Origin of the sequence: Geobacillus sp. Sah69, assembly GCF_001414205.1 — a bacterium.
Classification (GTDB): Bacteria; Bacillota; Bacilli; order Bacillales; family Anoxybacillaceae; genus Geobacillus; species Geobacillus stearothermophilus.
On sequence record NZ_LLKS01000037.1, the window covers coordinates 12,626 to 30,234 of the forward strand.

Consider the following 17,609-nt stretch of genomic DNA (forward strand, 5'->3'; position numbering starts at 1 on the left):
ATCGCTCCTCACGCTACCGTATCCAAGTTTTTAAGCCGAAAACGCTTATTTGATATATGGCGTATTCCGCAATCCCGTGCGTCGAATGGAAGCATCCACTTTCACTGTCACCGGAAGATGAGGGAAATAGCGGTCATCCCACTCTTTTTTGATTCTTTTCCACAGGCGGGGGTGGGCGCGATGCACCGCCTCGCCAAAACCAAAAACATCCGTTTTTTCATGCTGGGCCGTTTCAATCGCCTGTCTCACTTCCCGTTCAATATCCCGACCAATCGCCTTTTCCAATTGAAACAATAATCGGTAATCAGCCAAATTGATCGGGACGTACGTCTCACTGATATCCCCTTCTGTTTGGATATGAACCAAAATGGAAGGATGGCCGTTTTTCAATTCCACTTTTAACCTCGTTGTCACTCCCATCGCTAGATAACCAATCGCTTCTTTTTTTCCTTTCCATGGGATCGTAATATTCGTTTGTTTGATTCGATCCAACACCCAAAGCACGCCTCGTTCCGTTGAGCCGTTCACCCAGCGAACAAGACGGTCTTTTTTAAATAACGCCAGCCCATCCAAGCTGATGCGAGCATCTGGCACAGAGGATTGAACGTTTGTTTGCCGTTTGCCCCGCTGTGTGTTTCCTTCAATGACAACACCCGTCAAGACTATATTTTTTCCTGAAGATGTAAAATCACGAATCACTTCCCAGACATCAGTGCTGATTGTCTGCCCCAAGGCCATCTCGGAAAACTCCAACGTCTTAATAATTTGATTGGCGGGAATTTTGTCAATGGGTGTTAATACGCTTAACACCTCTTTCGCTGAGTGGCCATGAGCAATAACCAGCTTCGTTGTCGTCCGAAACTCTTGATTCCGTTCTATCGCATCGAATACCCCATTCAACCCTTGGCGTGCCACTTCTTCGCCGATGACCACCAAGTTGGTATGAGCGTAATACAGGATGCGCGACAACTTTTTCGAGACTTTCCGGCTTGCCTCGACCAACGTGTCTCCGGTCGACGTATAAACGGAAATGGGCACGCCGCCCGCCCCGCCTCCTCGTTGGAGCGCTCCCGCAACGTTGCCCAGGTTGACGACTTGAAACGAGGCCAAATATCTGCCGTCTTTTGTTTTATCGAGGCCGACGGCAATGACAAGAGACAAATCGGTTAACTCTTTTTTACTCCAACAGCCAGCCAGCAACACCGCACAAACAAAAAAGGACACAAACATGGCGATAGATCGTTTCATGATTCATCCTCCTTTTCCTGGCGTGTTGGTGCCGGAGGCTGCGGTTTCTGATCCCCTGATTGGCGAATGATATTTTTCTGGTTAATCAGGCGCGGCCGCTCGCGGTACATCCATGTTGGAATCCGAAAGAGGGTATCGCCTACATTGGTTGCAATAAATGGAGCAAGCGGCGACATGTATGGCATGCCAAATGAACGCAAGCTGCATAAATGGAGAATCATGATCAGCAGACCCATTATAATGCCATAAAACCCGAACATCGCCGCTAAAAACATCAACCCAAAGCGGATGAGGCGTGCTGAGATGGCGATGGCAAACGCCGGCGTTGCAAAGCTGGCAATCGCGGTGAGCGAGACAACGATAACCATGGCCGATGAAACAAAACCGGCATCGATCGCCACCTCACCGATGACAAGCGCCCCGACAATCGACACCGCTTGCCCGACCACACGCGGCAGCCGAATCCCCGCTTCGTGCAAAATCTCAAATGTCACTTCCATGATTAATGCCTCGACAAAAGTGGGAAACGGCACAGCCTCACGCTGGGCGGCAATGGTGATGACAAGCTGAGTTGGGATCATTTCTTGATGGAACGTCGTCGCAGCAATATACATAGAGGGCGAGACGAGCGAGAGAAAAAAAATCAATACGCGCAACAAGCGAAGAGCAGTGGCGATATCAAAACGGGCATAATAATCCTCTACCGCTTGAAAAAATTGGATAAACAAAGCCGGCACAATCAGGATAAACGGCGTCCCCTGAATCAAAATCGCAATCCGCCCCTCCAGCAAATTCGCCGCCACCACATCGGGACGCTCGGTATGGTAGATCGTCGGAAATGTCGTAAACGTTTGATCTTCGATTAACTGTTCAATATAACCGGACTCAAGCACGCTGTCCGTATCAATGCGGCGCAGGCGCGCTCTCACTTCCTCGATAACCTCGTCATTGGCAATGCCTTTGATGTACATGATCGCGACATCCGTTTGCGTCACGGTGCCGATTTGCATCGTTTCCAGCCAAAGATTGGGATTTTTAATGCGGCGGCGGATCATCGCGGTGTTTGCGCGCAACGACTCCGTAAATCCCTCGCGCGGCCCGCGGACGGCGAGTTGCGTCTGTGGCTCCTCGATTGCACGATATTGGCCGCCTTTGGTGCTGGCGCTGACAGCGGACGGCACCCCATCCAACAAGATGATGGTCTCTCCGGAAAACAGCTCCAAAAACAGGTGTTCCCAATCGATGACATGCTTCACACCGCCCACCGCGGCCAACTTTTGTTCGATCCACGGAAACGATTCTTTTTCTGTTAATGACAGTGGAAATGACGCCTCTAGCAACGGCGTTAGCAAAAACTCGTACACATGTTTTTCGTCAACAAGACCATCCACAAAGACGATGGCTGCATTGATTTGCTTCTCTTGGCCAAGCGAAAACCGGCGGATGACAACATCGCTGCTTTGTCCAGTCGTTTGGCGGATGATGTCAAGGTTGACGGCTAATTCAGCTGACATCGGCTCTTGCGGGACGTCCGTTGCCTCGCCGCTATGGTCCGGTCCTTCTTGTTTCACCCTGTCATTGATCTGCTTTTTTTGTCGGCCCATTCCCCATTGAAACAGCATGTTTTTCCTCCTCACTCCGCTTCCTTTTTATCCCTCATTATGGACACGAAATCGGGAGGGTATACGCCCGTGCATCGGTTTTGAATCAATAGCAAAAACTAAAGAAAAAAGAAAAACAGCAGGTGGAACGCCATGAAACTAATTGTTGTTTGGCTGATGTTTGCCTTGCTCGCCATAGGAACGATGGTAAGCATGGATCAGTTGATGGGGATGACCTTGCATCAATCGTTGTATATCGTGCTGAATCCCTTTCGGGCAATGGAAATGACGGAACTATTTATTTTATCCTTGTTCATTTTTTTGCTGTTGCTCGATCTATTGAACGTTTGGATGTGGAAACGAAAAAACAAAACGTCTTGACCAACAGCCGGTGGAAAAAAGAGGAAGGTGCCCCAAAAGCAACGGGACACCTTTTCTCTTCATCGGGCGTTACCTTTTCTGTATTTGCTCCCAATGATGCCGTTGTTGCAACCACTCGCGAACATGGGTGCTGTGTGAAGACAAGGGAACGGTAAACGAATCGCCGTCGCTTTGCAGCAATTCAATATCCCCCTGCCATGTTCTCCCCCCGCGGATGATGTCCTCCACCGGCTCATTCCACAAATCTTGTTTGAGCGCCTGGACAAACGACTCGATCTCCTTCGGCTCGGCCAGCACGACCACCGGACGCCCCGTTTCGACATTGCGGATCGTCACTTGGCGGATCGGAGAATAGCTCGGGCGAAGGAGCAAATAATATTGCTGCTTATATTCGTTTGAACCCATGATGCGCTGAAAATACGGCATGTACGGTTCAATCGGCACTTCGTAGCGGCGGAGGAGACGCGTGCCGTCTTTGAGCACATAGCCGATCACAATCACGTTGCCAAAACGTGACAGGAGCGGCTGATCGTGCACAAGCTGCGCATGAAGCGCCCTGACAGCTTTGATGTTGTCCTTCGTGCGCAAAAACTGATCGAATGCTTCAAACTCTCTTTCCATCAAGTTAGGATTTTGCCAATTCATCACCGACTGGCCGAAATAGACTTTCTCAATATCGGACAAATTCGGAACGTGTCTCACATATCCAACCGGATCAAGGCGCACAGTCAAAAATAAGACCGACATCACAGCGGCAAAGGCGATATACCCTTTCCATTTATGAAAAACACGCCATGTTTTCATCACGACCATTTGCGCAACGGCATACCCGATAAGCGAAAACGCAACATACCCAAAGATGATCCATCCCCACTGCCGTTGGACTTGTCCAAAGTAGAACCCGCCGGTCAAGCACATGCAAAGCGCCACTCCATACACAAACAGCGGGCGAAGCACTGAAAAGGCGAGCGCCTGTCCGGCCGCTTCCGTCGGCCGCCGCTCGTACAACCAAATGGACACCCCGAAAAACAGAAGCGACAACAGCAGCAACAGTCCGGCTTCCCCCGCGCTCATCGCCTGATCCGTCAGCATCGCATAACGAATCGGCAGCGGCAGCGCCCAATCCATCAGATTTCCCGATAAATAGTACCCATCGGGGAATCCATACAACCATAACGGCAAATTGCTAAACAGCAGCACCATGATGCCTGTCGGAAAAAAGAGAGCAATATTCGTTAACACAATATGAACGATCGATTGGCCGACGAGCACGCCGACCATGACACCTAGCGCAAAAATCACCGTCTCTACGACAAGCGTCTCGCCAAGCCATCGTCCCACATCCCCCGCTCCAATCGGCCACGGGAGATCAAGTCCGTACAGACATCCGATCGCAACCAAGGCGGTCAACACGAGCGGAACCGCCAAAAAGAGCCATCCAATAAGCATCTGCCCGGCAAGCAGTTCGGTGCGGCGGATGGGCAAGCTATGGATGAAATCAGCCAACCGTTTCTCATGCATATAGCGAACCACGCCGGCCGCCGCCAAGATCGGGACAAGCCAAGCAATCAACGTCTCGAACCCGTTGGATATATCGTAAACGTCTTTCCATGGCGACACATTTCCGACTTTTGGATCATATTGCGAGTACGAAAGCCCAATCGGCAATACGATCGCCGCTAGCCATAACAGCAGATGAATGATGGCAATCCAGCCGATTTGGCGAACATTTTGCGTCCACATGGCGCGGTTAGCCGACAACCGTTTCGCGGACATCGACAACATCCCCCATTTCATACACAAAAATTTCTTCCAACGACAACGGCAAGACGTCAAGAATGAGCGGAGCAAACGAACTCACCGTCTCTTCGATGGATCGTTTCTCGCCGCGGACGACAAGAAGAACGATGCTGCCGCGCTCCTCGCGATGCACGATGTCAAGGCGTTCGGCCAACTCGCTCGGAAATCCGCCGCGAAACGCGACTTGAATTTTATGCATCCCGGCGCGCAGCTCGTTTAAATCGCGCTCCATCCGTACGGTCCCTTGCGCCATCAATCCGACGATGTCGCATAAATCTTCGAGCTCGCGCAAATTGTGCGACGAAATGACGACCGTCATCTCCCGTTCGGCCACTTCTTCTATGAGCAGCTGCTTCACATGGCGACGGACGAATACGTCGAGCCCATCAAGCGGCTCATCCATCATGAGCACGTCCGGCCGGACGGAAAAAGCAAGCCAAAACGCCGCCTGGCGCTGCATGCCTTTGGAAAACTGCTGAATCTTTTTGTTTGGATCAAGCGCAAAGACGGACTGCAATTCCAGAAACCGTCCGCGGCTGAACGAAGGGTACAGTTGCTCGTAAAAATCCGCCATTTGCCGAATTGTCGCGTGCGGAAAAAAGTAGACAAAGTCTGGCAAAAACAAAAGGCGTTGCTTGATGCGGACATTTTCCCACACATCCTCCCCGTCCACTGCAATCGTTCCGCGATCTTGGCGGAGAATGCCTGCCATCATCTTTAGCAGCGTCGTTTTTCCGGCGCCGTTCGGGCCGAGCAGCCCGTAAATCGCTCCTTTTGGCACCATCATGTTCGCGCCCTTGACAGCGGCAAATCGATCAAACATTTTCGTCACGTCCACAAGTTGAATCACGATTCTCCCTCCTCTTTCTCCCCTTCTCGAATCCATTGCCATAACTGCTCATTTGTCACCCCTAAAAACCGTGCTTCCTTGACAAGGCGGACAAACTGCTCACGGACCGCAGCGATCGCCTCGATGTTTGGTTCTTTCGAGCGCGGGGCAACGAAGCTGCCTTTCCCTGGAATCGAATAAATCCAGCCGTCGCGTTCCAGTTCGCGGTACGCTTTTTGAATCGTATTTGGGTTGATCATCAGCTGTTTCGCCATCGTCCTGACCGATGGCAGCTGATCGTGCGGCTGCCATAGTTCGCGAACGATCATTTCTTTCATTTTGTCAATCAGCTGCTCGTAAATCGGCTGGCGGCTTCGCAAATCGAGCTCAAACATCTCCCCTCCTCCTCTCATTGTCACAACCGCACTATAACCAATAGTACACATAAAACAGAAGAAAGGCAAGAATTTTTTCCAAAATAAAGAAAGAATCCATTCCTGGATTCTTTCTTCCTCTCATTCCGGCGCCGTCGACCGCCGCGTTGACCGTTGCCGCTCGGCGGGCTGATACGTCTGAACAAACAGCCCATCTCCTTCGAGCCACTCGGCGATCAACACGTCTTTTGGCGAGGCAATTCCTTGTTTTTGCAGTTTGGCGGCCAGCCATTGCTCCGTTTTCCCAAGCTCCGCTAATTCGTCTGCCAACAGCTGGCCATCCCGGATCAGCGTCACCGGGACATACACCGGGTGGAGCGGCAGCTGGAAATCTTCACGCCGATCGTCAAATGAAGCCATTTCATGCTGCGCCCCCTTGCATGCCGTTGATGTTCGCCCTTTCTTCCCTGTATTGTGCCCCCTGCCGCCTGAGAAGTTTCGCTGTTGGGTTGCCGTTTGCGCGGATAAATTCCCCTGGACTGGAAACACTATCGTTTTAGAAAGCCAATCAGCGGCATTTCATCAGAAAAGAAGCCGGTTCAGCAAGGTTTCTGGAATCAGCAGCCTTTTGCCCTACATCCCCCGCCCTTTGGAGATTGCATGGAAAGAAAGGGATCCATGATGAACGGACAGCCGCTTAGCGCTCTGCAACTGTTATTTATGGTCATGCTGTCGGTCGGGCTGATGAATCATGTCATCATCATCCCCTTTATGCTTGAGGCCGCCCACCGCGATGCGTGGATCGCCGCCTTGGGAGCGTTGGCGTGTTTGCTCGTTTGGCTGCCGCTGCTTTATTTCACCATCCGACAACTGAACGGCGAGCGGCTGTTTGACTGGCTCAAGGCCCGATTTTCGAGCGCGGCTGCTTATGCGATGGCCGGTGTCAGCAGCGCATTCTTGCTTCTTCATAGTTTTGTCACGTTAAACGATACGGTCACGTTTACCACCACCTCTTATTTGACGGCGACGCCGAGATGGGCGCTGATTTTGGTCATCGTGGCCGTTTGTTTTTATAACTCGTACCAAGGCATCGACTCGATTGCCAACACTTCCATGATCATTTGCCCGTTCGTCATCGTGTTTGGTTTTTTCGTTATGCTCTCGACCACGCCTCATAAAGATTATTCACTGCTCAGACCAACGCTTGAACATGGTGTTGGACCTGTGCTCAACGGCATGATGTACGCCGGAGCGGGATATGTGGAAGTGATCGTTCTATTGTTTCTCTCCCATCGCCTGCCTCGCCCATTTTCATGGAAGGCGCTTGCCGCCATCGCTGTTTTCACAGCCGGGCTGAGCATCGGGCCGACGATTGGCACCATCACCGAATTTGGCCCCGAGCAGGCGACGCGCCTTCGCTATCCGGCGTTTGAGCAATGGCGGATGGTCAGTTTAGGGACGTACATTGAGCATGTGGACTTTCTGTCGGTCTATCAATGGCTGTCCGGCGCCTTTATCCGCATCTCCTTATCGACAGCGCTGATTGTGGAATTGTTTCCGATCCGCCATCCGCAAACCCGCCGTTGGGTGCTCATTGTCCTCTACTTGGCGATCACATTGGCGGCGCTGGCGCCGGTCAGCGATGAACAGTTTTTGCATTTTGTCAAACATGGGGTGCTGCCGGCATCGCTGCTGTTTAGTCTTGCGCTGTCCGTTGTGTTAAGTGGTTTCGCTTTGTTGGCATATCGAAAAAAGAAAAGAGGGGTGGCAGGATGAAACGACCCATGCGAGCCGCCGAAGGCAAACGGTTGAAAGACGATTACACGGGGCTCGAGACCGTCATCATCTCCGAAGAGGCGTTGCGCACGATGTACGCCAAATGCCCGGATGTCATCATGACGGAAGCCGCGATTCCAACCTCTTTTGACGGCTCGGCGGCTGTCGTGCACTTGCTGTTTATTTATTGTGAAGAACTGTGCGATACGCAAATGCTGCAAAAGGCCATTTATCCGATGTTCCGCGAGCTGTGCGAACAGCATCCGTGCTTTACGGCTGCTGACATCGAGGCCCGCAAACCGGCGGCGCTTGAGTATATGGGAAAAGAAGTGCGGATCGATGATCTCAACTTCAGGCTGTTTAGCGGCGATTTGCTCATTTATTTCCATGAAGCCGATGTCTTGTACACGATGCCGCTCGCCAGCCCGCCCAGCCGCGATCCGGAAGAGCCGAACACGGAAGTATCGATTCGTGGACCCAAAGATGGATTTATTGAAGAAATCAGCAAAAATGTCGCCCTCATTCGCAAGCGGCTGCGCTCACACCGGCTCGTCTACGAACCGTTTGTCATCGGCACACGCAGCCAGACAAAAGTCGGGCTCCTCTATGTCGATGATATTGCCAATACAGAAATCATCGACGAGGTGAGAAGCCGTCTGCTCAGTTTGTACATCGACTCGGTGACAAGCACCAACCAAATTGAAGAGTGGTTTTCCGACACCCGTTTTTCTTTGTTCCCGATGTTCGGCTACACCGGGCGGCCCGATTTTGCCGTCAATTCGCTCCTCAACGGCCGTTTTATCATCTTGGTGGACGGGGCGCCGACCGCCTTGATCGGACCGGGCAATTTAACGTTTTTGCTGAACACGGCGGAAGACAACAACACGCTTTTCTTGTTTGTCGTGTTTCAGCGCCTGCTTCGGCTCGTCGGCACTTCGGTCGCCATTTATTTGCCGGGCGCCTGGGTCGCCTTGACCTGCTTCCATCCGGACCAGCTTCCGTTCACCTTGCTGGCGACGCTCATTTTGTCGCGCCAAGGAGTGCCGCTTCCGGTGCCGCTGGAGATGTTTGTGATGATGATTTTGTTTGAGGTGTTTAAGGAAGCCGGGATGCGGCTGCCAATCGCCATCGGGCAGACGCTGTCCGTCGTCGGCGGCTTAATCATCGGCCAGGCGGCGATCAACACCGGGCTCGCCGCCCCGGCCACACTCGTCATTGCCGCCATTTCCGTCATCTCGACATTCACGCTCGTCAATCAAAATATGGCCAGCAGTGTCACCTTGCTGCGCTTTATTGTCTTGACGGCTTCCACCGTTCTTGGCCTGTTTGGCTTCATTCTGTCGCTGTTTTTCATCTTGACTTATGCGGTCAACTTGCGCACCTGCGGCGTTCCGTATCTCACGCCGCTGGCGCCGCCATCAAAAGATATCGGGAAAGTCTTTATCCCGAGTACATGGAAGCAGTTCCGCACGCGCAACCGCATTGTGCACCCAAATGATCTCATTGCGAAAGAGAGGGAACAAAAATGAGGAAGCGGCTCTTTCCCGTCATCGCTTCCGTCATCTTGCTCAGCGGCTGTTGGGACACGCGCAACATCGATCACATTGTGTATATTCATGCCATTGGGGTGGATTATAAAGATGGCCAAGTGGTCGCCTACGTTCAGCTGGTTGGTTTCACCGCCCTCGCCAAAGTCGAGGCCGGAGGCGGCAAAGAGAAAGCGGCCGTTTCCATCGGCAAAGCCGCTGGCGAAACGTTTAATATCGCGACCGACAAAATCTACCCTTCCATTCAACAAAGGGTGTCATGGGGCCATGTAAAAAGCATTGTCTTTACCAAACGGGCCTTGCAAAAAGGCATCGTGGCCGATGTGATCGACGTGCTGAACCGTTACAACGAAATTCGCCATACAGCATGGGTGTACGCCACCGATGAGCCGCTGTCCGAGCTGTTTGAAGCGACGCCGCTGTTAAACGCTTCCTCGTATTATTCGCTGTTGTCCAATCCGGAAGAAATCTTTCAACAAAGTTCGTTTATCCGCCCGATCCGGCTCAGCCGGCTGATTGTCGATATGGATGAAAAAGCCGATACGGCAAGGCTTCCGTATTTAACGCTCGACCGCCGGCGCTGGATCGAAAATAAAAAGCCGAAACCGATGCTCGCTGTTTCCGGCGTGTGTTTTGTCCACCATTACAGCCTCCAGCAATGTGTCCGCCGTTCCGATCTAGAGGGACTTCGCTGGCTCGAACACGACATTCGCCGCACCCCGATTTATGTCAAACAAAAAGGGAAAACGGTCGCCTCTCTTGTCGTCCGGGACCCGAAAACGAAATGGTCGGTCAAAGTGAAGGATGGAGAGCCTGCGTTTACTGTCCAAGTGCAGGCGCAAGGCGCCATCATCGAACTGCGCAAACCGCTCTCGCGAAAACAACTGACCAAACTGGCGGAACAAACGGTGAAGCAGGAGATCCGCCGCTTGTATGAACTTGGCAAGAAGCAGCAGATCGATATATTGAATCTGTCGGAGCAGCTGTATCGCCAGCGTCCGGATCTCTGGAAAAAACATCAGATCAACGGCCTCATCCCACTCCATAACAACACGCTATTCGTAAACGTCGAGCTCGTCATCAGTGCATCTGGAAAAGAAAAGCTGAATTACCGCGCTGGCGATTGAAAAGACAAAAATGAAGCGCCCTCTTGCCTGCGCTCACGCTGGGAAATGGGGCTTTCTCTGGTGGCAAGGATCAAGTATAATTTAGCCATATTAAGATCTATGGTTGGAACGGGGGAGAACGATGGGGGTTCATACGGAACGAACAAGCGCCGTCAGCATGACCGTCTACCCGATTTTTGTTCGCATCAGCCTCGGCCACTTTTTGAACGATGCGATGCAGGCGGTCATCCCGGCGCTCTTTCCGATTTTGCGCTCGACGGCGGCTTCGTTTACGCTCGCTGCCGCTCCTTGGCGCCTTGGCGGTTTGGCTGCTGAAAGACCGGACATAGCCAATGCATATTTTTCTTTCAATCTCTTTCCGCTATAATGAAAGGTGATGATGTCTATTCAGTTAGGAGATTTTTCGTATGGCGGGTTTATACATTAACCAGCACGTCCTGAACAACTTATTTTATATTTTAGTCACGATCTTTGCCTTTTCCTTTATTTATGACCATAGTCGAGCGATCCGGCAGCGCCCGCTCTATGGCCAGGCGCTGCTTGGCGCTTGCTTGGCGTTGGCGGCCGTTTTGTGCATGAAATTTCCGATTTACATGGATCCGCTGTGCGTCCATGATTTCCGGCAAATTCCGTTTTTGCTTGGGACATTGTATGGCGGCGGCGCGGTCGGGGCGGTGCTGTTTGTTGTCTTGATGCTGGCACGCACCGTTTTGTACGGATTTCAGCCGCTCACGTTGATCGTTTACACCATCATGTTTGCCATAGCGGCGGCCGCCTCGCCGCTGTTTCGCAAGCTGCCGCGGCCGAGCAAGCTTGTTATGTCGCTTGGGCTGACGTTTTTGCTCGCGGTGCTGACGACATTTGTCGCCGTGATGATTGCTGATTTTCCGGTAACGAGGCCGTATATCGCGTATTTCATTATAATGCCGCCATTCGTCATGATGTTCGCTGTCTATTTGATGGAGACGCTTCATGAGGCACAGCTCGCTCGAGCGGAGCTGATGAAGATGGAAAAAATGGAGATCGTCAGCCAAATGGCAGCCAGCATTTCCCATGAAATCCGCAACCCGCTCACCGTCGTCAAAGGATTCATCCAGCTGCTGCAAACGGGTCGGCTGCCGCGCGAAACCGAAGAGCGGTACATTCGCATCGCCTTAGAGGAACTCGAGCGGGCGGAAGCCATCATCCGCGACTATTTGACGTTTGCCAAACCGGCGCCAAAAGAGACCGAGCCGATTGATGTCGCCACCCAGCTTCAGAAAGTGCTGCAAATGATTACGCCAATGGCGCATATGCATTCGATCCATGTATCCTCTTCCCTCGAACATGGTGTCGTTATCGGAAACGTACAATATTTCCAACAGTGTTTTCTCAACTTGTTGAAAAACAGCATTGAGGCGATGCCGAACGGCGGCACGCTCCATGTTGCGGCCGAGAACCGGGGGGCATCAGTCGTCATTACCATTTCCGACAACGGCGTTGGCATGACGAAAGAACAAGTGCGCCGCTTCGGCGAGCCATACTTCAGCACAAAAGAAAAAGGCACTGGGCTTGGTGCGATGGTCGCCGTCAAAATCATCGAACAAATGGGAGGAACGTGGACGATCGAAAGCGCCGTACAAAAAGGGACGACGTTGACGATCACGCTGCCGGCAAGCCGGTTGCGGCCGCCGACGGCGGAACAAAGCGCCGCCGGCTGATCGAAAAAACGGATGCCCTGTTTCGGACATCCGTTTTTTCTTGGTGATTGGCGCGATCACTTGACTTCCTCAAAATAATCTTTGTAAAACCCGCCGACTTTTCCGCTGTTGTCGATGACAAAATAAAACTCGTCCGTTTCGTTTTTTACTTCATATACTTTGCCCGGCGTCAATACATTGCTGACCATGTATTTTTCCGCGTTCGTGTGAACGCACTTTACTTTTTTGATCGTCGGCCGGGTCGCCCATGTGTGATGAATCATGGCGTCATCTCCTTCTCTTTATATTTTTCCCCTTCTTTATTGTAGCGACCCGGACAACCGGCTGCAACGTCCCATTCGCCATTTGCCGCTATGGCCGACGCCTCAAATCGTTGACGTCGGCGGGCAACCGTGCTAACGACCTGTTGCTACGGCTCATCGCGCACCCCCTCAAATTCGATGATGCGCCCGCACGGCTCAACCATCGTTTCGCCGTTCGTTTCCACTTCGCGGAAAATTGGCTGCTCGATGCGGCGGATGGGGCGGTAGCCTTCCTGTTTCATTCGCGCTAAACAGGCGGCGATCGTTTCCCCTTCCGCTACCGTAAACCGTTTTTTCTTCATCGCTTCCGGCGCGTCCCCACTCTTGTCAACCATCAGGCGCGCCTCCCTCCTTTCCCCTTTAGGTTGTCCAAAAAAGAAGCCGGATTTTTCATCCGGCCTAGCGCGTTTTCTGCACATATTTTCGGTACAGCCCGTACAGCTCCGCCGCCTTGTACGTTTCAATTTTTTTCCGTCCGACCGGATGACGGGCGATGCCCGCCTTTTTCAACTCAGCCACAAGCCATCCTTTCGAGCCGAAATGCGCCATGGGCGCTCCCCTCCCCTCTTTTGTCATCCGCTTGTCTTTATGATGTATATGTATGCAAAAAGGGAGCAAGAACATTGTTGTCCATAATGGCATAAAACAAAAAAAGAAGCGGCTTCTGCGCCGCTTCCTTTGTTTACGCTGATGGCGATTTATGCTTTTTTCCCTTTAAGAAAAACGCCATCATTAACGCCAATACCGTCAAGCAGGTGGCGACGAAAAAGGCATCGTTAATCCCTTCGACAGTCGATCTCTGCTGCACGAGCCCATACAGCAGCTGCACCACCGCTTCATCGCTCGGAATCGCCTGCTTCAGCTGGCCGACAAGGCTCATGAAAAACGGATTGTTTTCCGTCATCTCATTTCGGTACATGTCCGCATGGAATTTGGCCCGGTTGGACATGATCGTCACCAAGAACGCCGTTCCGAGCGAAGCGGCCACTTGGCGGATCGTATTGGACATCGCCGTGCCGTGGCTGTACAAATGGCGCGGCAAGGCGTTCAATCCTTCCGTCATAATCGGCATTCCGAGCATCGACATGCCGAACATGCGGAAAATATAAAGCCAAATTAACTGGCTGTACGGTGTATCCATCGTCAGCTTGCTGAATTCCCACGTCGTGACCGCGGTGATGATCAAGCCGACGATCGCCAGCGCCCGCGCGCCGATGCGGTCAAACACCCAGCCGGAAATCGGCGACATGATCGCCATGACAATCGCTCCCGGTAGCAACAGCAAACCGGCATCAAGTGGCGTAAAGCCGCGCAAGTTTTGCAAATACACCGGCAGCAACACCATGGCTGCAAACATCGCCATATTGATGACCGATCCGATGACGGTCGCCAACGTAAACACTGGGTAGCGGAACACACGGAAATTGAGCACCGGATGCTCCGAGCGGAGCGAACGCCATGTGAACATGATGAGGAACAAGACGCCGATGACAAGCGAAACAACGACTTCCGTCTCGCCCCATCCTTTGCTTCCGGCCTCGCTGAAGCCATACAGAACACCGCCAAACCCGATCGTAGAGTAGACCGCCCCTTGCACGTCCAGCACTGGATTGCCTTTACGCGGCGTATGTTTCAGCCAGACGGAGGCGAGCACAATGTCTACAATCGCGATCGGCAACACGACGTAAAACAACAGCCGCCATGTATAATGTTCAACGATCCAGCCAGACAGCGTCGGCCCGACCGCCGGCGCAAACATCATGGCGATTCCGACCGTTCCCATGGCCACCCCGCGGCGTTCCGGCGGGAAAATCGACAACATAATGACCATCATCAGCTGCATAATAATGCCGGCCCCGACCGCTTGTGTCAACCGCCCCGTGAGCATGACGGCAAACGACGGAGCGATCGAGCAGACAAACGCGCCGATGGCGAAAAACGACATGCCCGATAAAAACAACCGTTTCGCTGGAAACTTGGCGATTAAAAACGGGCTGATCGGGATAAGCACCCCGTTGACGAGCATATAGCCGGTCACGAGCCATTGAATCGTCGACGTTTCCACGTTGAAATCTTGCATCATATGCGGCAAGGCGACGTTGATCAACGTTTGATTCAAAATGGCGACAAACGCGCCCAGCATGACCGTCGCCACAACCTTGCCGCGGCTGCCGATATCCCCAAGGCCGCCTTGACCGGCCGGAGCGGCCGGACGCCCATCCGTTCCTGTCGACGGCTCTGCTTTCGTTTCCGCTAACGGTTGAGCGTTGGCTTCCGCCGCTTCATCTGCCGCCTTCCCTGCGGCTGAAGCCGGTTTGCGGCGGCGCAGCGCGATGTTGACCGCCGCCAAGACCAAAACGGCAAACACAATATAACCAATGACAAACGCTGTCATCTTCCATCACCTACTTATGGATGCGGACGGTGACGTTCATGCCCGGCACAAGTCCGGCTCCGCTGTAGTTGTCAATGGAAATCGTCACCGGGATGACTTGGGTCACTTTCGTGTAGTTGCCGGTCGCATTGGAGCTCGGCAGCAGGCTGAACGTATTCGCTGTCGCGTTGCCGATTTTTTCGACTTTGCCGCTGAATTTGCGATCCGGATACGCATCGACATAAATATCGACGTCTTGCCCGATTTTCACGTCTTCAATATCGGTCTCTTCAATATTCGCCGTCACCCACAAATCGTTCAAATCAAACCCGCGGGCCAGCGTCATCCCCGCGGCGACAAACGAGTCCTTGACTGCGTTTTGCTGCACGATCGTCATCCGATGCGGCACTGTCACCGGAATCGTTGTTTTGCCGTCAAACACCTCGCCGATTTCTTCCCCAGCTGAGAAGGTTTTTCCCGTGTCGCCCCGCCAGGATGTCAACTTCCCGGACAGCGGCGCAGCGACGGAGATGACCTGGCCGTCGATGCGGGCGTTGTCCGTTTTAATGTAGTTCGTTGCTTCATTCACATAGTAGTAGGCGGCAAAGCCTCCACCGACAAGCAAAATGAGCACAATGATGTTCAGCGCAACCAGTCGTTTCACGTTCACGTCTATTCCTCCCCGAGTAAAATCGCTTTAATTTTTTCATGAAGATGCAAAAACTGTTCAATCTCCTCTGGAGAGACGAGTTCTTGAATGCGGCCAAGCCGCCGGCGCAGCACCGACTGCTCGCCAAACGCTTCCGACACCGTCTCTTTTCCTTTTTCCGTCAAACTCAAAATGACCGCGCGCCGATCTTGCTTCGACGGCTCTCGGACAACAAGGCCGGCGCCGACGAGCCGGTCAACCGTGCCGCTGACATTGCTGTTGCTTAAGTTTAATTTTTCCGCCAAGTCATTCAGACGAATATGCTCTTTTTTCAGCAGCGTATATAAGACGATCAGCTGCACCTCTGTCACCCCGACGCGGGCGGCGTCCTCGCGGATGAGGCGATAAAGCGCCTTTTGCGTCCGGAAGACAGCATACATGATGTCCCGGCTGATCCCTTCCATTCATCCCCCCTCCTTGCCTCATCTTTCTTGTTGGAATAGTTTCAATACGAATTATTACTGTACGAAATATAGTTATTATAACATGAAAACAGGAAAAATCAACTATATTGTTTCATGTCTTTTTGAGAAAACATACGCAACGAAAAAGAGTCCAACCGGATGTTTTGCATCCAGTTGGACTCTTTTGCCAACTCCTCATTCGTGAATCCGCGCCGCTGTTGCCGTTGGCTGAATGCAGTTTCTCAACCACGCTCCACCAGGTGGGTGTTCGCAGAAGCGTTCCTGCCGTCCTCCATCACGAATATTGAGGCATGACATTCCCGCTTCAATGTAGAACTCCCTTTTGATTGCCATCGGTTGAAACTTCATTCTACAACGCACAACGCAGCAACGGATTGGTGATTATTATGATACATGATCGGCCGTCCCTTGGCAAGAGGGACATCCATCCATTTTTTCAAACTGGATACACCCCATGCTTCCGCTCAGAAAAGATCCATGGGCAATGGTTTGCCCTCCACCCAGGGATGAAAATCCCCCTTTTCTTCCCATAATGAAGAATAGGCGCAAACAGTTTAACAGGACGTTATGCTTAATGGTGGCTTGGACCCTGTACAGAAAAGTGTTTGAATCCACTGGGTGCACCACCCATTGTCCGGCCTTTCCTGTGACAGAGGAAAGGTGACGACGAACGGAAAACTGCCGCATGTCTCCCGTGGATTCGCTGTTTGCGCACTCCATCATCGAAAAGGAGCATTCCCGTTAGGAGCTTTTCCGGGGACTTGATCAAAAAAAGCCCTCTTGGTATGATGCAGGGGTGTCAACCACATCACTCACCATACCAAGGAGGACTTCAGATGAATTGTACACAAAACTATAAAATTGATCAAGTAACCGAACAAACGCTTGTCGTGGGTATTGATATCGCGAAACGAACCCACTACGCCTGCTTCGTGGATGACCGGGGGCGCGTGCTTCGCAAGTCGTTCCCGATCTTCCAGTCGAAAGAGGGGTTTCAGCAGCTGTATAAAGCGATTCAGGAGGCGATGCAAGCGTTTGGGAAGTCAGAGGTGATCGTCGCCGTGGAGCCGACCGGGCACTACTGGTTGAACCTGGCCTACTTCCTCGAGGAGCACGGGATCCCGTTGGTCATGGTCAACCCGGCGCATGTGTGCCGGTCGAAAGAACTTGATGACAACCTGCCGACGAAACACGACGCCAAAGACGCCCTGGTCATTGCCAGACTGGCAAAAGACGGACGATTCCTCGTTCCCCGGCTGCTGCACGAGATTGAAGCCGATTTGCGCGTGGGRAGCACGCTCAAAGAGAAGCTCCGCAAGGAACAGACGGCGGTGAAAAACGCGATCGTCCGCTGGACGGATCGGTATTTTGCAGAGTTTTGGACCGTTGCTCGTGAATTGGGGACAACGGCGCTTT

18 protein-coding genes, 1 other RNA gene and 1 pseudogene are annotated in these 17,609 nt (G+C 52.5%); 7 read left to right on the forward strand and 13 right to left on the reverse strand.

The features are described from left to right. Positions 1 to 45: 45 nt before the first annotated feature. A complete protein-coding gene (locus AP057_RS09670) occupies positions 46 to 1,248 on the reverse strand; it encodes a Ger(x)C family spore germination protein (RefSeq protein ID WP_055358634.1) in 1,203 nt (400 codons plus the stop codon). Continuing rightward, the gene (locus AP057_RS09675; protein WP_055358635.1) at positions 1,245 to 2,870 is read right to left on the reverse strand and encodes a spore germination protein; all 1,626 of its coding nucleotides are present in this window, start codon (positions 2,868 to 2,870) and stop codon (positions 1,245 to 1,247) included. The genes AP057_RS09670 and AP057_RS09675 overlap by 4 nt, the downstream gene beginning before the upstream one ends. Before the next feature lie 132 nt (positions 2,871 to 3,002). On the opposite strand from AP057_RS09675, the gene AP057_RS09680 reads away from it, so the two are divergent. Beyond that, on the forward strand, positions 3,003 to 3,230 hold the full coding sequence (locus tag AP057_RS09680) for a hypothetical protein (protein ID WP_055358636.1): 228 nt from the start codon (positions 3,003 to 3,005) through the stop codon (positions 3,228 to 3,230). 69 nt (positions 3,231 to 3,299) lie between these two features. On the opposite strand, the gene AP057_RS09685 is transcribed toward AP057_RS09680, so the two are convergent. The 4 genes from AP057_RS09685 to AP057_RS09700 form a co-directional block, all read right to left on the reverse strand. Continuing rightward, positions 3,300 to 5,006 (reverse strand): ABC transporter permease, encoded by a 1,707-nt coding sequence (locus AP057_RS09685; protein WP_055358637.1) that lies wholly within the window; start codon positions 5,004 to 5,006, stop codon positions 3,300 to 3,302. After that, positions 4,981 to 5,880, reverse strand: a complete 900-nt coding sequence (locus tag AP057_RS09690) for an ABC transporter ATP-binding protein (RefSeq protein WP_049626705.1) — start codon at positions 5,878 to 5,880, stop codon at positions 4,981 to 4,983. Before AP057_RS09690 ends, AP057_RS09685 begins: the two co-directional genes overlap by 26 nt. Beyond that, the gene (locus tag AP057_RS09695; protein ID WP_061567361.1) at positions 5,877 to 6,254 is read right to left on the reverse strand and encodes a GntR family transcriptional regulator; all 378 of its coding nucleotides are present in this window, start codon (positions 6,252 to 6,254) and stop codon (positions 5,877 to 5,879) included. The genes AP057_RS09690 and AP057_RS09695 overlap by 4 nt, the downstream gene beginning before the upstream one ends. 120 nt (positions 6,255 to 6,374) lie before the next feature. Then, complete coding sequence (locus tag AP057_RS09700) at positions 6,375 to 6,653, reverse strand: YetF domain-containing protein (RefSeq protein WP_055358638.1); 279 nt, start codon at positions 6,651 to 6,653, stop codon at positions 6,375 to 6,377. 261 nt (positions 6,654 to 6,914) lie between these two features. Here AP057_RS09700 and AP057_RS09705 point away from each other — a divergent pair, with 261 nt between their 5' ends. The 5 genes and pseudogenes from AP057_RS09705 (at position 6,915) to AP057_RS09725 (ending at position 12,383) form a co-directional block, all read left to right on the forward strand. Continuing rightward, entirely contained in the window at positions 6,915 to 8,009 is a 1,095-nt protein-coding gene (locus AP057_RS09705) for an endospore germination permease (protein WP_033015170.1), read from the forward strand. Next, positions 8,006 to 9,538: a spore germination protein gene (locus tag AP057_RS09710; protein WP_055358639.1), complete on the forward strand. Its 1,533-nt coding sequence runs from the start codon at positions 8,006 to 8,008 to the stop codon at positions 9,536 to 9,538. The genes AP057_RS09705 and AP057_RS09710 overlap by 4 nt, the downstream gene beginning before the upstream one ends. Then, positions 9,535 to 10,683, forward strand: a complete 1,149-nt coding sequence (locus AP057_RS09715; RefSeq protein ID WP_033015181.1) for a Ger(x)C family spore germination protein — start codon at positions 9,535 to 9,537, stop codon at positions 10,681 to 10,683. Before AP057_RS09710 ends, AP057_RS09715 begins: the two co-directional genes overlap by 4 nt. Positions 10,684 to 10,804: 121 nt before the next feature. Next, positions 10,805 to 10,942 (forward strand): annotated as a pseudogene (locus AP057_RS18155) (MFS transporter); the annotation flags it as partial. Between the two features lie 148 nt (positions 10,943 to 11,090). Continuing rightward, the gene (locus tag AP057_RS09725; protein WP_055358640.1) at positions 11,091 to 12,383 is read left to right on the forward strand and encodes a HAMP domain-containing sensor histidine kinase; all 1,293 of its coding nucleotides are present in this window, start codon (positions 11,091 to 11,093) and stop codon (positions 12,381 to 12,383) included. A 56-nt stretch (positions 12,384 to 12,439) separates the two neighbouring features. On the opposite strand, the gene AP057_RS09730 is transcribed toward AP057_RS09725, so the two are convergent. The 7 genes from AP057_RS09730 to ssrS all read right to left on the reverse strand — a co-directional run bounded on the left by AP057_RS09730 (position 12,440) and on the right by ssrS (position 16,566). Further along, the gene (locus AP057_RS09730) at positions 12,440 to 12,646 is read right to left on the reverse strand and encodes a DUF6501 family protein (protein ID WP_014195730.1); all 207 of its coding nucleotides are present in this window, start codon (positions 12,644 to 12,646) and stop codon (positions 12,440 to 12,442) included. A gap of 146 nt (positions 12,647 to 12,792) precedes the next feature. Next, positions 12,793 to 13,020: an NETI motif-containing protein gene (locus AP057_RS09735; RefSeq protein ID WP_050488636.1), complete on the reverse strand. Its 228-nt coding sequence runs from the start codon at positions 13,018 to 13,020 to the stop codon at positions 12,793 to 12,795. Between the two features lie 64 nt (positions 13,021 to 13,084). Next, complete coding sequence (locus tag AP057_RS16345; protein WP_079936670.1) at positions 13,085 to 13,234, reverse strand: DUF2639 domain-containing protein; 150 nt, start codon at positions 13,232 to 13,234, stop codon at positions 13,085 to 13,087. A gap of 133 nt (positions 13,235 to 13,367) precedes the next feature. After that, positions 13,368 to 15,080 (reverse strand): DHA2 family efflux MFS transporter permease subunit, encoded by a 1,713-nt coding sequence (locus tag AP057_RS09740; RefSeq protein WP_055358641.1) that lies wholly within the window; start codon positions 15,078 to 15,080, stop codon positions 13,368 to 13,370. Positions 15,081 to 15,090: 10 nt separating this feature from the next. Next, entirely contained in the window at positions 15,091 to 15,729 is a 639-nt protein-coding gene (locus tag AP057_RS09745; RefSeq protein ID WP_049625345.1) for an HlyD family secretion protein, read from the reverse strand. A gap of 2 nt (positions 15,730 to 15,731) precedes the next feature. After that, entirely contained in the window at positions 15,732 to 16,172 is a 441-nt protein-coding gene (locus tag AP057_RS09750; RefSeq protein ID WP_011231100.1) for a MarR family winged helix-turn-helix transcriptional regulator, read from the reverse strand. Positions 16,173 to 16,377: 205 nt separating this feature from the next. Continuing rightward, positions 16,378 to 16,566: non-coding RNA, 6S RNA (gene ssrS / locus AP057_RS16350), on the reverse strand. 463 nt (positions 16,567 to 17,029) lie between these two features. Here ssrS and AP057_RS09755 point away from each other — a divergent pair. After that, on the forward strand, positions 17,030 to 17,609 hold a 580-nt coding region (locus AP057_RS09755), incomplete at its 3' end, for a transposase (RefSeq protein WP_152968873.1).

Bases quoted from the DNA above. Each gene is read 5' to 3' on its own strand.
- AP057_RS09675 (WP_055358635.1), bottom strand. From the start codon at position 2,870: ATGCTGTTTCAATGGGGAATGGGCCGACAAAAAAAGCAGATCAATGAC.
- AP057_RS09735 (WP_050488636.1), bottom strand. From the start codon at position 13,020: ATGGTTGACAAGAGTGGGGACGCGCCGGAAGCGATGAAGAAAAAACGG.
- AP057_RS09725 (WP_055358640.1), top strand. From the start codon at position 11,091: ATGGCGGGTTTATACATTAACCAGCACGTCCTGAACAACTTATTTTAT.
- AP057_RS09680 (WP_055358636.1), top strand. From the start codon at position 3,003: ATGAAACTAATTGTTGTTTGGCTGATGTTTGCCTTGCTCGCCATAGGA.
- AP057_RS09700 (WP_055358638.1), bottom strand. From the start codon at position 6,653: ATGGCTTCATTTGACGATCGGCGTGAAGATTTCCAGCTGCCGCTCCAC.
- AP057_RS09695 (WP_061567361.1), bottom strand. From the start codon at position 6,254: ATGTTTGAGCTCGATTTGCGAAGCCGCCAGCCGATTTACGAGCAGCTG.
- AP057_RS09685 (WP_055358637.1), bottom strand. From the start codon at position 5,006: ATGTCCGCGAAACGGTTGTCGGCTAACCGCGCCATGTGGACGCAAAAT.
- AP057_RS09750 (WP_011231100.1), bottom strand. From the start codon at position 16,172: ATGGAAGGGATCAGCCGGGACATCATGTATGCTGTCTTCCGGACGCAA.
- AP057_RS09715 (WP_033015181.1), top strand. From the start codon at position 9,535: ATGAGGAAGCGGCTCTTTCCCGTCATCGCTTCCGTCATCTTGCTCAGC.
- AP057_RS09740 (WP_055358641.1), bottom strand. From the start codon at position 15,080: ATGACAGCGTTTGTCATTGGTTATATTGTGTTTGCCGTTTTGGTCTTG.
- AP057_RS16345 (WP_079936670.1), bottom strand. From the start codon at position 13,234: ATGGCGCATTTCGGCTCGAAAGGATGGCTTGTGGCTGAGTTGAAAAAG.
- AP057_RS09670 (WP_055358634.1), bottom strand. From the start codon at position 1,248: ATGAAACGATCTATCGCCATGTTTGTGTCCTTTTTTGTTTGTGCGGTG.
- AP057_RS09705 (WP_033015170.1), top strand. From the start codon at position 6,915: ATGAACGGACAGCCGCTTAGCGCTCTGCAACTGTTATTTATGGTCATG.
- AP057_RS09710 (WP_055358639.1), top strand. From the start codon at position 8,006: ATGAAACGACCCATGCGAGCCGCCGAAGGCAAACGGTTGAAAGACGAT.
- AP057_RS09730 (WP_014195730.1), bottom strand. From the start codon at position 12,646: ATGATTCATCACACATGGGCGACCCGGCCGACGATCAAAAAAGTAAAG.